The 14,991-nt window shown below is 66.1% G+C and carries 13 protein-coding genes, 1 tRNA gene and 2 pseudogenes; 6 read left to right on the top strand and 10 right to left on the bottom strand.

The features are described from left to right. From BSZ14_RS11315 to BSZ14_RS11305, 3 genes are all read left to right on the top strand, one after another. The coding region (locus BSZ14_RS11315) for a M20/M25/M40 family metallo-hydrolase (protein WP_076710997.1) at window positions 1-1,327 on the top strand (1,327 nt) is incomplete at its 5' end. 192 nt (window positions 1,328-1,519) lie between these two features. Further along, window positions 1,520-1,786: a hypothetical protein gene (locus tag BSZ14_RS11310; protein WP_042482455.1), complete on the top strand. Its 267-nt coding sequence runs from the start codon at window positions 1,520-1,522 to the stop codon at window positions 1,784-1,786. A 159-nt stretch (window positions 1,787-1,945) separates the two neighbouring features. Continuing rightward, window positions 1,946-2,021: transfer RNA gene (locus tag BSZ14_RS11305), tRNA-Ile, on the top strand. 102 nt (window positions 2,022-2,123) lie between these two features. Here BSZ14_RS11305 and BSZ14_RS20315 read toward each other — a convergent pair. Together BSZ14_RS20315 and BSZ14_RS20310 are read right to left on the bottom strand one after the other, a co-directional pair. After that, window positions 2,124-2,223 (bottom strand): annotated as a pseudogene (locus BSZ14_RS20315) (methyl-accepting chemotaxis protein); the annotation flags it as partial. A gap of 96 nt (window positions 2,224-2,319) precedes the next feature. Further along, a pseudogene (locus tag BSZ14_RS20310) lies at window positions 2,320-2,673 on the bottom strand (PAS-domain containing protein); the annotation flags it as partial. Between the two features lie 158 nt (window positions 2,674-2,831). Here BSZ14_RS20310 and bfr point away from each other — a divergent pair. Next, a complete protein-coding gene (bfr, locus tag BSZ14_RS11295; protein ID WP_042482461.1) occupies window positions 2,832-3,353 on the top strand; it encodes a bacterioferritin in 522 nt (173 codons plus the stop codon). Window positions 3,354-3,548: 195 nt separating this feature from the next. Here bfr and der read toward each other — a convergent pair whose 3' ends face one another. From der to BSZ14_RS11270, 5 genes are all read right to left on the bottom strand, one after another. Then, complete coding sequence (gene der / locus BSZ14_RS11290; protein WP_042482462.1) at window positions 3,549-4,919, bottom strand: ribosome biogenesis GTPase Der; 1,371 nt, start codon at window positions 4,917-4,919, stop codon at window positions 3,549-3,551. 95 nt (window positions 4,920-5,014) lie between these two features. Beyond that, a complete protein-coding gene (locus tag BSZ14_RS11285; protein ID WP_076710996.1) occupies window positions 5,015-6,337 on the bottom strand; it encodes an outer membrane protein assembly factor BamB family protein in 1,323 nt (440 codons plus the stop codon). After that, window positions 6,334-7,002, bottom strand: a complete 669-nt coding sequence (locus BSZ14_RS11280) for a tetratricopeptide repeat protein (RefSeq protein WP_241823729.1) — start codon at window positions 7,000-7,002, stop codon at window positions 6,334-6,336. Before BSZ14_RS11280 ends, BSZ14_RS11285 begins: the two co-directional genes overlap by 4 nt. Before the next feature lie 117 nt (window positions 7,003-7,119). Beyond that, window positions 7,120-7,986 (bottom strand): 3-methyl-2-oxobutanoate hydroxymethyltransferase, encoded by an 867-nt coding sequence (gene panB / locus BSZ14_RS11275; RefSeq protein ID WP_076710994.1) that lies wholly within the window; start codon window positions 7,984-7,986, stop codon window positions 7,120-7,122. A 50-nt stretch (window positions 7,987-8,036) separates the two neighbouring features. Next, window positions 8,037-8,381, bottom strand: a complete 345-nt coding sequence (locus BSZ14_RS11270; protein ID WP_076710993.1) for an ArsC family reductase — start codon at window positions 8,379-8,381, stop codon at window positions 8,037-8,039. 228 nt (window positions 8,382-8,609) lie between these two features. Between BSZ14_RS11270 and BSZ14_RS11265 the strand changes: the two genes are divergently transcribed. After that, entirely contained in the window at window positions 8,610-10,664 is a 2,055-nt protein-coding gene (locus BSZ14_RS11265; RefSeq protein ID WP_076710992.1) for an NAD(+) synthase, read from the top strand. A gap of 106 nt (window positions 10,665-10,770) precedes the next feature. Further along, complete coding sequence (locus BSZ14_RS11260) at window positions 10,771-11,415, top strand: GntR family transcriptional regulator (RefSeq protein ID WP_076710991.1); 645 nt, start codon at window positions 10,771-10,773, stop codon at window positions 11,413-11,415. 6 nt (window positions 11,416-11,421) lie between these two features. Here the strand turns inward: BSZ14_RS11260 and BSZ14_RS11255 are convergent, their stop codons facing one another. The 3 genes from BSZ14_RS11255 to BSZ14_RS11245 all read right to left on the bottom strand — a co-directional run bounded on the left by BSZ14_RS11255 (window position 11,422) and on the right by BSZ14_RS11245 (window position 14,960). Continuing rightward, on the bottom strand, window positions 11,422-12,702 hold the full coding sequence (locus BSZ14_RS11255) for an NAD(P)/FAD-dependent oxidoreductase (RefSeq protein WP_076711005.1): 1,281 nt from the start codon (window positions 12,700-12,702) through the stop codon (window positions 11,422-11,424). A 17-nt stretch (window positions 12,703-12,719) separates the two neighbouring features. Next, the gene (locus BSZ14_RS11250; protein ID WP_076710990.1) at window positions 12,720-13,724 is read right to left on the bottom strand and encodes a zinc-dependent alcohol dehydrogenase family protein; all 1,005 of its coding nucleotides are present in this window, start codon (window positions 13,722-13,724) and stop codon (window positions 12,720-12,722) included. A 63-nt stretch (window positions 13,725-13,787) separates the two neighbouring features. Beyond that, window positions 13,788-14,960: a S1 family peptidase gene (locus BSZ14_RS11245; RefSeq protein ID WP_241823728.1), complete on the bottom strand. Its 1,173-nt coding sequence runs from the start codon at window positions 14,958-14,960 to the stop codon at window positions 13,788-13,790. Window positions 14,961-14,991: the final 31 nt, after the last annotated feature.

The following is a 14,991-nucleotide window of genomic DNA, read 5'->3' as shown; positions in this document are numbered from 1 at the left end:
GCCGCCCCCGCCCGCAACCGTCGCTCCCGAGGTCGAACGGCTGCGCGATGCGGCGCTGAACGATACGGTCGCCTGGGATATCGTCGAGGGGCTGACGACCGAAGTCGGCCAGCGGCTGGCCGGCACCGAAGCCGAAGCGCGCGCACGGGCATGGTCGGTGGCCAGGCTGACGGCGCTGGGCTTCAAGAATGTGCGGATCGAGCCCTATCGGATGCCGGTGTGGGAACGCGGCGCCGAGAGCGCGGAAATCCTGGCGCCCTTCCCGCAGAAGTTGACGCTGGCCGCGCTCGGCAATTCGGGCGCGACACCGGCGGGCGGCCTGACGGGCGAGGTCGCGGTCTTCCCCAGCATGGCGGCGTTCCAATCGGCGCCCGATGACGCGATCCGCGGCAAGATCGTCTATATCGGCAATGCCATGCCCCGGACCCAGGATGGTTCGGGCTATGGCGCCTATGGCACGGCGCGCTTCACCGGCCCTGCGCTGGCGGCCAGGCGCGGCGCGGTCGCGATCGTCATCCGCTCGATCGGCACCGACCATCATCGCTTCCCCCATACCGGCACCACCAACTTCCCCGAGGGCGTGAAGCCCATTCCGGCGGCCGCGCTCTCGGTTCCCGACGCCGAGCAGCTGGAGCGGATTGCCAGCCGGGGCCAGCCGGTCCGCATGAAGCTGGTCCTGACCCCGCGTATGGTCGGCACCCGCGAATCGGGCAACGTCATCGCCGAAGTGCCCGGCAGCGATCCGTCGGCGGGCATCGTGCTGGTCGGCGGCCATCTCGACAGCTGGGACCTCGGGACGGGCGCGATCGATGATGCCAGCGGTATCGCGATCACCGCCGCGGCGGCCAAGCGGATCATGGATGCGGGTCAGCCGCGTCGGACCATCCGCGTCGTCTGGTTCGGGGCCGAGGAAGTCGGCGGCATGGGCGGCGAGGCCTATGCCAAGGCCCATGCCGGTGAGCGCCATGCCACGGCATCGGAAAGCGACTTCGGCGCGGACCGGGTCTGGCGGTTCGAGGTCAACCTGCCCGCCACCGCCAGGCCGGTCGCGGACCGGCTCCAGACCGCGCTCGCGCCGCTGGGCATCACGCGGGGCAGCGGCCTGGGCGGCGACGGCACCGATATCGGCCCGACGATCAAGCTCGGGACCGCCGGGATCGACCTGAACCAGTCGGGATGGGATTATTTCGATACTCATCACACGCCCGACGACGTGCTGGATCGCGTCGATCCGGCGGCGCTTCGCCAGAATGTCGCCGCCTGGACCGCCATGCTGGCGGTCGTCGCCAACGCGCCCGAAGCGATCGGCCCGGTCAGCCCACGCTGATCCGTCGGATTCATGGTAACCTTTTGGTAACGTCAACGCCTTGAAAAAGCCCGATCCGTGCCATCGGTTCGTCGCGAACCTTGCTTGTCCGTGAATTTTGCGGATTGACCGCGATGAACCGCACGTTATTTGAGCCGCTTCGCGACGGCATTCGGGCCGGCCGCGATTTTTGCTTTGCTTGGGAGCATTCGAATGAAGAAGATCGCTTTCGTTCTCGCTGCCGCCGGCCTGATGTCCGTCGCCGCCTGCAACAAGTCGCCGGAAGCTGCCGCTGTTGAGAACAACGCGGACATGCTGGCTGACAACATGGAAATGTCGGCTGACAACATGGAAGCCGCTGCGGACAACACCTCGAACGCTGCTGCTGCCGCGACCCTCGAGAACGCTGCCGACAACATGAACGCCGCTGCCGACAACGTCCGTGACGCTGCCGACGCCAAGGCGGACAACATGCAGTAATAGCCGCCTCGGACCTTCGGGTCCGAAGCGCCGACTGCTATGTCGGAAAAGGGCGCTTTCCATGCGGAAGCGCCCTTTTTCTTTGTCTCATTTCCTGTGCAAAGATGCCGCACGACGCTTGCGAAGTCCGGCTGCATCACGCTAACGACATTTGCGGTGGGGCCTGTAGCTCAACGGTTAGAGCTGGCCGCTCATAACGGCTAGGTTGCGGGTTCGAGTCCTGCCGGGCCCACCAAACCTCCCCTCGATATCGGCCATTATCGATCCCTGTCGTCGGCAAGCTCGAGCGACGCCGCGTTGATCCGGCTGATCTCCACCAGCACATCCGACGTTTCGATCGACAGGTTGCGCACCTCCTCGGCGACGACCGCGAATCCGCGCCCCTGGTTTCCCAACCGCGCAGCCTCGATATTCGCATTCAGGGCGACCAGCCGGGTGTTGGCCGAAATCCGGCCCACCCGCTCCAGCATGGCCACGGTTTCGCGATTCAGATCGTCGCGTTGTCGAATGACGCGCGTCAGATCGCGCTCATGCGTCACATCGACAAAGGTCAGCACCGCGCCGTGATCGGGCTGCGGGTGATAGGTGATCTCCAGGACATGACCATCATCGAAATGGTGGTCGAACTGACGCCGCGCCCCCTCACGCGCCCATTGCCGGTGATTGTCGAGGATGGCTGCCTTTCGAACATCCGACCAGCCCACCGCATTGCCCACATGGTGGAGATAATCGGCCAGGCTCGACCCCCTGGTCACGGCGCTGTCCGGCAGACCGAACATACGGCCAACATAATGATTGATCAGGATGATCCGCTCGTCCCAATCATAGATCACGATACCGTGCCGGACATGTTCCATGACCAGCGCCAGCTGCTCCGCCGCACTCACCGACACTGGTTGACCTCATCATTTATAACTTATGTTGCCCTTAACAGCTTTCCCACTAGATGAAAGCGCGACGCATTTTTACTGATGAAATGGGCCTTGTCGGGGCGACATATGGTCTTCTAAGGTGCGGTCAAACACGGTCATGAAAGGTAGGATTGATGGCGGTTAAGGGCGATCCGAAGGTCATCGAGTATTTGAACGAGGCGCTCAAGAACGAGCTGACCGCGATCAACCAGTATTTCCTGCATTACCGGCTGCTCGACCACTGGGGCGTCTACAAGCTCGCCCAATTCGAGTATAAGGAATCCATCGACGAGATGCGCCATGCCGACTGGCTGGCCGAACGCATCCTGTTCCTGGACGGACTGCCGAATTTCCAGCTGCTGGGTCGCCTGCGCATCGGCGAGACGGTCGAGGAAGTGCTCAAAGGCGATCTGGCCATCGAGGTCGAGGCCGTCGCCCAGCTGAAGGAAGCCATCGCCTATTGCGAGGAAGTTCGCGACTATGTCAGCCGCGACCTGTTCCAGCGCATCCTGGCGAGCGAGGAAGAGCATGTCGACACGCTGGAGCGCCAGTTCGAGATGATCGCGCGCATGGGCATCCAGAACTATGTCCAGTTGAACGCGATGGCGGAAAACGATACGCCCAAGTCGGGCGCGGCTCCGCATCTTCAGGGATAAGGCGACGGGGGCGGGTCATGAGGCCCGCCCCCTGTCCCCGGGCATCACCCACCCACCCGTTCAGCCTGAGCGAAGTCGAAGGCCACGGGAAAACGCGTGTTGCGCCCTTGGGCCGATGCCAGCCCCTTGGCCTTCGACTTCGCTCAGGCTGAACGGGTGGTTGGATAGGCGGCTCCAGTTGAGCCGCCCGCCCCCTCAATCCTTCTTGCCGAACGGGTTCTTCGGCGCACGCAGTGTCAGGCGCACCGGCACCGCACCGAAACCCAGCTCCCGCCGCATCGAATTGACCAGATACCGCTCATAGCTGGCGGGCAGCTGATCGACGCGGGTGCCGAAGATGACAAAGCTCGGCGGACGCGACTTGACCTGGGTAACATAGCGCAGCTTGATCCGCTTGCCGCCGGGCGCAGGCGGGGGATTGGCCTCGACCGCGCGCTCGAACCAGCGGTTGAGTTCGCCGGTCGGCACACGCTTCGACCAAGCCGCGCGAGTCTCGAACGCGGCTTCAATCAGCGTATCGAGACCCTTGCCGGTCGCTCCCGACACGGTGAGAAGCGGCACGCCCTTCACCTGGCTGAGCCCGTCTTCGAGCGCCTTGCGAACGCCGTTGAACAGTGAAGACGGACTTTCCGCGACATCCCACTTGTTGAGCGCGATCAGCAGGGCGCGGCCCTCTTCCAGCACACGGTCGGCGATGCGCAGATCCTGCGATTCCAGACCCAGCGTCGCATCAAGCAGCAGCACCACGACCTCGGCAAAATCGACCGCGCGCAACGCGTCGGCGACGGACAGCTTTTCCAGCTTATCCTGCACCTTGGCCTTTTTGCGCATACCCGCCGTATCGATCAGGCGGACCTGCCGCACCTCGCCGTCACGGTCGTGCCATTCCCAATCGATCGCGATCGAATCGCGCGTGATACCCGCTTCCGGCCCCGTGATCAGGCGATCCTGGCCCAGGAAACGGTTGATGAGCGTCGACTTGCCCGCATTGGGGCGGCCCACGATCGCCAGCTTGAGCGGCGCGAAGGGGTTTTCGAGGTCGACCTCCTCCTCTTCCTCAACCTCACGGTCGATAAAGGGCAGCAGCGCCTCGAACAGGTCGCCCACGCCTTCGCCATGTTCGGCGGACAGCTGGACCGGATCGCCGAAGCCGAGCGCCAACGCCTCAAGGATGCCCTGTTCGGCCGCACGGCCCTCCGCCTTGTTGGCGGCGAGCACGATCGGCGTGTCGGAGCTGCGCAGCCAGCGGGCGATTTCCTCGTCGAGCGGCATGATCCCCGCACGGGCGTCGACCAGAAAAAGTGCGACATCGGCCTCGCTGACCGCCGCTTCGGTCTGGCGGCGCATCCGGCCGGGCAATGTGTCGGGGTCTTCGTCTTCGTAACCGGCCGTATCGATGATACGGAAATCCAGGCCGAGCAAGTGCGCGTCGCCTTCGCGCCGGTCACGGGTCACTCCGGGCCGGTCGTCGACCAGCGCCAGCTTCTTTCCGACCAGACGATTGAACAGCGTCGACTTGCCGACATTGGGACGGCCGACGATCGCGACGATAGGGAGATTAGCCATCGCCCCCCGTTAGCGAAAGGCGAGCCTTTCGTCACGCGTATAGCGGTACAAATGTGCCGCCCCGTGGAACAAATGTCCCACGGGGCGATATGGCATCACTTGAAGGCGGTGATCCGCCCCTTCTGGTCGAGGACGTACAGCACATTGTTGGCGACGATCGGCGGCAGCGCAAACGGCGTCTTGGTGTCGACCGCCGCCTGGACGGATCCGTCCCCCGGATTGGCGTAGACGATCTGCCCTTCCGAATTGGTCAGGATCAGGCGGTTGCCCGCCAGCACCGGGCCGAACCAGGTGATCGCGCCGGTCTTCTTCTTTTCCTTGTGGAAACGCTGGAGCTGCGCGATCCAGCGGGCCTTGCCGCTCGACCGGGCCAGCGCGACCAGACGTGCGTCGTCGGTGACGAGGAAAATCCACTCGCCCGCGATCCACGGGGTCGAGAGCCCGGCGAAATTCTGCTCCCACAGACGCTGGCCGGTCGACAGTTCCAGCGCGACCATGCGGCCGCCCTGGCCCAGCGCATAGACGCGGCCCTGGTCGATCACCGGCGCGGCGTCGATGTCCGACAGGGTCGACACCGAGGTGGAAATGCTCGTCCGCGACAGCGCGTCCTGCCACAGCAGACGGCCATTTTCATAACGATAGGCGTTCAACTCGCCGCTGGAGAAACCGGCGACGACCGTCCCCTGGCTGGCCGACGGAGCCGCGACGCCGTACACGCCCTGTGTCTCCAGCGTCCCCTGCCCGGCCCAGACGATCTTACCGTCTGCCTGGTTGATGGCGTAAAGCTGATTGTCCTGGGTCAGGACATAGACATTGCCGTTGGCGATGGTCGGCGATCCACGCAACGGGCCGCTGGGCTTGGCGCGCCACAGCACCTTGCCGTCGGCGGCGCTGGCCGCGATCACATCGCCCAGACCGTCCGACGCGAACACCGTGCCGCTGTCATAGCTGGCCCCGCCGCCGAAGCGGGCAAGGCGGTTCGCGTCACCCTCGGTGATGCCGGTCGACCACAGGCGCGCGCCGGTATCGGCGTTCATCGCGACGAGATTGCCCTCGACATCGACGACGAACAGCTTGCCCTCGGCCACGACCGGCGCGGCGCCCAGCGGATCACGTGCCGAACCGCCGTTGATCGTCGCGGTCCACAGGCGCTGCGGCTGCTCCGCCAGCGCGAGCTGGCCCATCGACTTGGCGGCGTTGCCGCCCGGCTGCGACCATTCGGGGTTCGCCTCGGGCGCGGGCAGCAGGACCTGAACGTCGGCGATCGTCTTGTCCGCCTCGACCCCTGTCTCCGACACCAGGATCGGGATGCGATTGCCCACGGTCGGCGTTTTCTTGGGCGCGCCCTTGAATACCCCGCAGGCGCCCAGCGCCATCAGCGCGGCGAGCGCTGCCGAGGTGCGGAAATGCTTCGTCATTGGGTCTTGGTGTCCTCACTCTGGCCGACCGCGTCGACCCCCAATACGCTGGCCATCTGAACCGCACGTTGCCGCAACGTATCGGGCACATCCTTGTCGCTGGCAATCTGGCCGAACAAACGGCCTGCCTGGTCGCGCTTGTTCATGCGCAGATAGGCTATAGCAACCATCTCGCCCGCGCTGCCGAAATAGGCGTTGCCGGGCACCGCCATGCCGCCCAGCCGCGCCACGACGGCCTCGGGCTTCATCGTGTCATATTCGGCCATGGTCTGGCGGAGCAGCGCCAGGTCGCGGAACGGCTGGGCCAGCGACGTGTCGTTGGCGATGGCGGCAAAGCGGGCCACAGCGCCCTTCATGTCGTCCTTCTGCAACAGAATGTCGGCCTGGGTGAACTCGGCGAGCGCGCGATAGGCATCGACATTGGTGTTGGACAGCGCCTTCAGCTTCTCGCCCGCCGTCTTGGTGTCGTTCTGGCCCAGCGCGTCATAAGCGGCCTGCAGCTGTTCCCCATCGACACCCGCCGCCTGATGCTGGCGATGCTGCCAATAAAGATAGCCGCCGAACGCCGCGAGTGCGACGATGATCGCCGCGCCGACGATAAGGCCCCACCGGGTCCAGAAAGACGTCAGCCTTTCGCGACGCAGTTCGTCGTCGACCTCGCTCAAAAAGGCCTGGCTGGATTGGGGCGTTAGGGCCAAGACGGGCTCCGCTATTCTGGATCAAGGCAATATAGAAGCCGCGACCTTTAGCGAGGAGCGGCCCCCGTGGGAAGCGGGCTTGGCTTATCCCCCCTCGCGCGGGGCATAGATCTGCTCCGGCCCCGGGAAGCGGCGGGCGCGGACATCCTCGGCATAGGCACGTGCCGCCTCGCCGATACGGTCGCCCATCGTCTCGTAACGGCGGACGAAGCGGGCGGTGCGGTCGAACAGGCCGAGCATGTCCTCTCCCACCAGCACCTGGCCGTCGCACTCCGCCGACGCACCGATGCCGATGGTCGGACAGGCGATACGCTGGGTGATCTCGATCGCGATCGGCTCGACCACGCCCTCGATCACGACCGAAAAGGCCCCCGCCTCGGCCACGGCCACCGCGTCGGCGATGATCTTCCCGGCCTCCTCGGGCGTACGACCGCGCGCGCCATAGCCGCCCAGCACGTTCACCGCCTGCGGGGTCAGGCCGACATGGCCCATGACGGGGATGCCGCGCTCGACCAGGAAGCGGACGGTCGGCGCCATCGCGACGCCGCCCTCCAGCTTGACCGCCGCCGCCCCGGTCTCCTTCAGGAGCCAGGCGGCGTTCTCGAACGCCCTTTCCGGGCTGGCCTCATAGCTGCCGAAGGGCAGGTCGATGACGACGACTGCGTGATAGCTGCCCCGCACCACCGCAGCACCGTGCGCCGCCATCATCTGGAGCGTGACCGGCACGGTCGAGGGCAGGCCGTAGATTACCTGCCCCAGGCTGTCGCCGACCAGCAGCATGTCGCAATGCGGATCGAGCAATTGCGCCGAGCGCACCGTATAGGCGGTCAGCATGACCAGCGGCGTCTGCCCCTTGGCACGGCGGATGGCGGGCACGGTCAGCCGCTTCATCGGCGCGGGCGTGGGATTGGCGCGGCTGGTCGCGGTGTCGAGCGTGTAGGTCGTGGACATGACCAAAGCCTCTAACCCGTGTCCGCCGTGCGCTCCACCCCCTTGGTCCGTCAGAAGATTTCGCCGTAGGCCTCGGGCTTGAACCCCAGGGTCAGCGCGCCGTCACGGTCGAGCACCGGCCGCTTGATGAGCGACGGCTGCGCCTGCATCAGCCGGATCGCCTTGTCGGCATCGATCTCCTGCCGGTCGGCCTCATCCAGCTTGCGGAAGGTCGTGCCCGCCCGGTTGAGCAGCTTTTCCCAGCCGAGCTGATCGACCCAGCGGCGGAGCGTGGCTTCGTCGATACCGTCGGTCTTGTAGTTGTGGAAACGATACGCGACGCCGTGCTGGTCGAGCCAGACGCGGGCCTTTTTCATCGTGTCGCAGTTCGGGATGCCGTAGAGAGTGGTGGTCATATTACCTCGGATTCAGGAAGCCCGCCGCGTTTAACGAAATGCAACAGGATAGGGGAAGCGTGGCCTTTGACTTCGCTCAGGCTGAACGGATGTCGGGACGTGGGTCGTTCAAACCTCCACTCCGTTCAGCCTGAGCGAAGTCGAAGGCCAAGGGAAACCCCTCACATCCTAACCCCTGGCAACTCACACAGGCTGGCGCCCTTCCCCCCGCCCCGCTATCCCGAGCGGATGCAGGACCACCCCTTTTACGCGCTTCACACCCATGGCCTGATCCGCGTCGCCGCCGCGACGCCCGCCGCTTCGGTGGGCGATGCCCGGGCCAATGCGCACGCCATGCTGGACCTGGCGCGCAAGGCGGATGAAGACGGCGTTGACCTGATCGTCTTTCCCGAATTGTCGCTGACCTCCTACGCGATCGACGACCTGCACTTGCAGGGCGCGATGCACGCGGCCACGCTCGCGGCGCTGGGCGAGATGGTGGATGCCAGCGCGGCGCTGTCGCCCGTCATGCTGGTCGGCGCGGCGTTGCCCCGTAACGGGCGCCTCTATAATTGCGCGGTGGTGATCGCGTGCGGGCGGATCCTGGGCGTCGTGCCCAAGACCTTCCTGCCCAATTACCGCGAATATTATGAAAAGCGCTGGTTCGCGAGCGGCGCGGGGCTGACCGGCCTGACCATCGATCTGGATGGCCAGAGCGTGCCCTTCGGCACCGACCTGATCTTCGCCGCCGAGGACCTGCCGGGCTTCGTCATCCATACCGAGATTTGTGAGGATTACTGGGCACCTACCCCGCCCTCGACCCTGGGCGCGCTGGCCGGGGCGACGATCTGCTGCAACCTGTCGGCATCGAATATCGTCATCGGCAAGGCGCGCGACCGGGCGATGCTCGCCGCCGCCCAGTCGGCCCGCGCGGCCTGCGCCTATGTCTATTCGGCGGCGGGGATCGGCGAGAGCACGACCGACCTGTCCTGGGACGGCCAGGGCCTGATCCACGAACTGGGCGAGGCGATCGCCGAGTCCGAGCGCTTCCTGCGCGAACCCGCGCTCACCACCGCCGATATCGATGTCGAACGGATCGTGCAGGAACGCCTGCGCTTCGGGACGTTCAACGATGCCGCCGCTTTTGCGGGTCATCCCGAGCAGCGTTTCCGCCGGATCGGCTTCGTCCACGGCGCGGAGGCGGGCGATCGGGGCCTGCGACGCGCCGTTCACCGCTTTCCCTTCGTGCCCGACGATCCCGCCCGACGCGATGCGGATTGCTACGAGGCCTATAACATCCAGGTCGAGGCGCTGGCGAAGCGGCTCGAGGCCAGCCGCGCGAAGACCCTGGTCATCGGCGTATCGGGTGGCCTCGACTCTACCCATGCGCTGATCGTCGCGGCCAAGGCGACCGACCGGCTGGGCTGGTCGCGCGACCGGATCCTCGCCTTCACCATGCCCGGCTTCGCCACCGGCGAAGGCACCAAGGCCCATGCCTGGGCGCTGATGCGCTCGCTGGGCGTGACGGCGGAGGAAATCGACATCCGCCCCGCCGCTCAGCAATTGCTCGCCGACATGAGGCACCCCTTCGCGCAGGGCGAGCCGGTCCATGATGTGACCTTCGAGAATGTGCAGGCGGGCCTGCGCACCGACTATCTTTTCCGTCTCGCCAACCAGCGTGGCGGCATCGTGCTGGGCACCGGCGACCTGTCAGAACTGGCGCTGGGCTGGTGTACCTATGGCGTTGGCGACCAGATGAGCCATTATGCGGTCAATGCGGGCGTGCCCAAGACGCTGATCCAGTTCCTGATCCGCTGGTGCATCCGCACCGGGCAATATGACGAGACGACGAACGACGTTCTGGCGGCGATCCTGGCCCAGGAAATTTCGCCCGAGCTGGTCCCCGCCGACGCCAGCGGCGCGATGCAGTCGACCGAGGCGATGATCGGCCCCTATGCGCTGAACGACTTCTTCGCGCATTACGTCATCCGCTATGGCCTGAAGCCGTCGAAGATCGCCTTCCTCGCCTGGCATGCCTGGCATGACGCGGAAGCGGGCGGCTGGCCCGAGGACCTGCCGCAGGATGCGCGGGTCGCCTATGACCTGCCGACGATCCGGCACTGGCTGGAGCGGTTCCTGACCCGCTTCTTCCAGACCAGCCAGTTCAAGCGATCGGCACTGCCCAACGGACCCAAGGTTTCGCCCGGCGGCGCCTTGTCCCCGCGCGGTGACTGGCGTGCGCCATCCGATGGGACGGCTTCCGTATGGTTACAGGAACTTAGCCAAGCTGTTCCGCATATGTAATACACACTTGGCAGGCCATGACCATCGGGTCTATGCTGACCCGCTAGATCGTAACATTTACCGTAAATTACAGGCTTCTCCCCGGCCTGTCGGCACGAGAGAATCCATGAGCCTTGTCGTTCGCACCCTTTCGGAGCAGATCCTCACGATCATTCGCGAGCGGATCATCAGTGGCGACCTGCCCGAAGAACAGCCGATCCGACAGGATGCGCTGGCCAATGAGCTGGGGGTCAGCAAGATCCCGCTGCGCGAGGCGCTCGCCCGACTGGAGCAGGAAGGGCTGCTGACCAGCCAGGCCAATCGCGGCTTTTTCGTCCGTTCGCTGGGTGCGGGCGAGGCGGAGGAGATTTACGAACTTCGCCTGGCGCTGGAACCCGATGCGGCCGCCCGCGCCTCGCGCGTGGCAACGGTCGAAGATCAGGCCGTCGCACGGGAGGCGCTGACTGCGCTGGACGTCGCGGCGCGTGACGCCCTGCACGAGGTCGCGCACCGGAACCGCGCCTTTCACCTGGCGCTAGTCCGCCCGCTCGGCGCAGCGCTGACCTTTCAATTGATCGAGCGGTTGCAGGTGCTCGCCGAACGCTATGTCGTCCAGCATCTGAAACCCGCCGGTCGCGAGGACCGTGCGCACGAGGAGCATCATGCGCTGCTCGACGCATGGCTGGCGCGCGACGAGGCGCGGGTGGCCGGTTTCCTGACCGAGCATATCGGCGCGACGCTGGTCGACCTGCGCGCGCAATTGATCCGCTGATCCCGATCAGCCGGGCGGGCGGACGAAGGGCGTGGTGATGATCCGCGCACCGCGCCGGTAGGTCAGATAGCGCCACAGCCATTGCAGGCTGACGCGGATACGCTGGGCAAAATTGACCAGCAGCACGACATGGACGATCGCCCAGAGCATCCAGGCCGGATACCCCTTCATCCGGAACCGCCCGAAGTCGAAGATCGCGGCATGACGCCCGATGATCGCAGCATTGCCGCGATTGTGGAAGCGGAAGGGTTCGGGCGCGCGCCCACCCGTCAGTTGCGCCCGCAGGGCCTTGCCCAGATACGCGCCCTGTTGCTGGGCGACCTGCGCCAGGCCGGGCAAGGGCTTGTCGTCTTCGTCCAGGCAGGCGGCGACGTCGCCCAGCGAATAGACATTCTCCAGTCCCTGGACGCTCAGATCCGGTCGCACCGCCACGCGTTTACCCGGACCCGGTGGCACACCGAGCAGCTTGGCCGCCCCCGTGGGCGCTACGCCTGCGCCCCAAAGGACGGTGCGGGCGGGGACGAACCGCCCCCCGGCGGTCAGCCCCTCGGCGGTGATCGCCTCGACCGGCATATCGGTCATCACCTGCACGCCCAGCCGCGCCAGTGCCCGTTCGGCATAAGCGGCGAGCGAGTCCGGGAAAGCAGAGAGGATACGCGGCCCGCCCTCGATCAGGATGATCTTCGCCGTTTCCGGCCGGATCCGGCGAAAGTCGGAGGTCAGCGCATGGCGGGCCAATTCGGCCACCGACCCCGCCAGTTCCACGCCGGTCGGGCCGCCACCGACGATGACGAAGGTCATCAGCGCCTCGCGGTCCGCCGCCCCGTCGCGTTCCGCTTCCTCGAATGCGCCCAATACACGCGAGCGGATCACCCGCGCCTCTTCGATCGACTTGCAGGCCGGGGCATGGCGACGCCATTCGTCATGGCCGAAATAGCTGCTGGTCGATCCCGTCGCGACGACCAGCCGGTCATATGGCAGCGTCTCGCCCGTCGCCAGGGTCACTTGCCGGGCACCCGTATCGACTTGCGTCACCTCGCCCAGCACGACCTGGATATTGGGGTAGCGGCCCAGCACATGGCGGATCGGCTCGGCGACATCGGCAGGCGAAAGGGCGGCAGTCGCCACCTGATAGAGCAGCGGCACGAACAGATGATAATTGTTGCGGTCGACCACCGTCACCCGCACCGGCGCTCGGGCCAGTTGCTGCGCCACTGCAAGCCCGCCGAACCCCGCGCCGACGATCACCACATGCGGCCAGTCGGGATCGACGCCTCGACTCGTCATACCCTGCGCCCCCGTCATCAGAAGGTCACGGCGATCTTGCCGAAATGGTCGCCGCTTTCCTGATAGCGAAACGCATCGGCCAGATCGTCCAACGCAAATCGGCGGTCGATCACCGGCCGGAACGGCGCCTCGTCCAGCGCGCGGACGAACTCCATCTGCATCCGGCGGCTGCCGACGATCAGGCCCTGAAGCCGCGCCTGCTTGCTCATCAGGGTGGCGGTCGGCACGTCCCCCGCAAAACCGGTCAGCACCCCGATCAGCCCGATATGGCCGCCGATCCGAACGGCGTCGATCGACTGGGCGAGCGTGCCCGGCCCGCCGACCTCGATCACATGGTCGACACCCTCGCCCGCCCATGCATGGACGAGTTTCCCCCATTCGGGATGAGTGCGATAGTTGATGATGTGCGCAGCCCCCAGCGATCGGGCGCGGTCCAGCTTTTCATCGGAGGACGAGGTGACCGCCACTTCGGCGCCCATCATCCGCGCAATCTGAAGCGCCCAGATCGACACGCCGCCGGTCCCCAGCACCAGAACGCGGTCGCCCGCCTTCAGCCCGCCATCGACGACCAGGCTTCGCCACGCGGTCAGTCCGGCGGTGGTGATCGTCGCCGCCTCGGCATGGTCATAGCCCTTGGGCGCGCGGGTGAAGGCCGTCGCGGGGGCGACCACGAATTCGCAGGCATAGCCATCGATCCCATCGCCCGGGACGCGCGAAAAGTCGCCGATGCGGGGCGGCCCTTCCTGCCAATCGGGGAAGAAGCAGGAAACAACCGGGTCGCCCGCCGCAAAGTCGCTGACGCCCTCGCCCACCGCTTCGACGATGCCCGCGCCATCGGCCATCGGGATACGGCCGTCCCGGGTCGGCATGCGGCCCGCCACGACACCATAGTCATGATAGTTGAGCGACGTCGCGTGCAGCCGCACCCGGATCATCCCCGGCCCCGGCGCACCGGGATCGGGGCGGTCCACCAGTCGCAAACGGTCCAGCCCGCCGGGTGCATCCAGGATCATCGCCTTCATGCCGTCACCTTCATCGCTGTCTGTCGATGCAAAACCAACGCTGCCGCAGTGCAATACGATCCCTCAGCCGGTCGCCAGGGACCATCCGTCGGGCAGGAAATCGACGGACATGTAATAGTAAAAGGCACAGCTGCCGTCGCCACCGCGATAGCTGCCGCCCTTGACGATGCCGTAAGCGATGCCGCCCAGAAAGACCGGCCCACCGCTATCCCCGCTGCGACAGCTCGGCCCCCGCACCGCCACCCAGGTCGGGGTGCATCCGCCGCCGCACAAATCCCCGGCGGGCGCGAAGTCGGGTATCCATACCTCGGCGCAGCTATAACCCGTCCGTTCGCCGCGATGGCAGACGATATCGCCCGCACGGGTCTGATCGCGGGTTCTTTGCCCCGTGATGCGGCGGCTGATCGTCTTGGTCGTGTCGCTCCAGATGGCGGGCGACAACGGAGCCGGGCTGCCATTCACCTGTACGTCCTGATAGCCCCATCCCCATTGGCCCAGAAAGGGCAGAGGATGCTGCCGCCGTTCGGCATCGGTCCAGACCAGATCGTCGGGGCAATGGGCCGCCGTCACGATCGCGCTGTCGCTCCCGCGCCGGACGACGAAGCCGCTGGTGCAGGCATAGCGGCGGCTATTGCCGGGATCGATGCCGGTCAGCCGCGCGCCACCTTGAAGGTCCGCCAGATCGCTGTCGGACGTATCCAGCGTCGCGATCCGCACCGGCACGCCCGCGATCCGGGCGATCCGGTCGCGCAAGGCATCGCCCGGCTCCGCCTCGGCATCCGCGCGGGCCACCATCACGACCAGTGCCCCGATCCGGGGATCGACGCCGATACCCGGCGGCTGGGTCAGGCTGGCGCGGATTTCGGTCTGATGCAGGGCGAGGGCAATGACCAATTGATGGTGGGTCGCATAGGCCCCCGTGCGGAAGCGGACCAGCACCGGGCTTCCCGCCACCTGCACGACCCGGTCCGCCACGGGGACATCGCCGGTCAGCAATATGTCGATATGGAACGGCGCGTGACCGACCGACAGTCCGGCGAGGCGGTCGGCAAACTCGGCCTTCAACGCGTCGGTCAACGGCACCGACGCCTCCTGTACCGCCAATTCGCGTGCGGCCGCCATCGGCGCCTGCCCTGACAGGGTGGCATATTCCGCCGCATCCAGCGCCAGGGCAGCATTCCCGTCGAGCGGCGCCAAGGCCTGTGCCCATGCACCGCCCGGCATCATGACGAGCATGGAGACCGCCAGGCGCAGGAAAGCCCATCTA

Source organism: Sphingomonas sp. Sph1(2015) (assembly GCF_001970915.1).
Classification (GTDB): domain Bacteria; phylum Pseudomonadota; class Alphaproteobacteria; order Sphingomonadales; family Sphingomonadaceae; genus Sphingomonas; species Sphingomonas parapaucimobilis.
The sequence above is the reverse complement of the archived record's forward strand: the minus strand, read 5'-3'. Positions and strand labels throughout refer to the sequence as shown.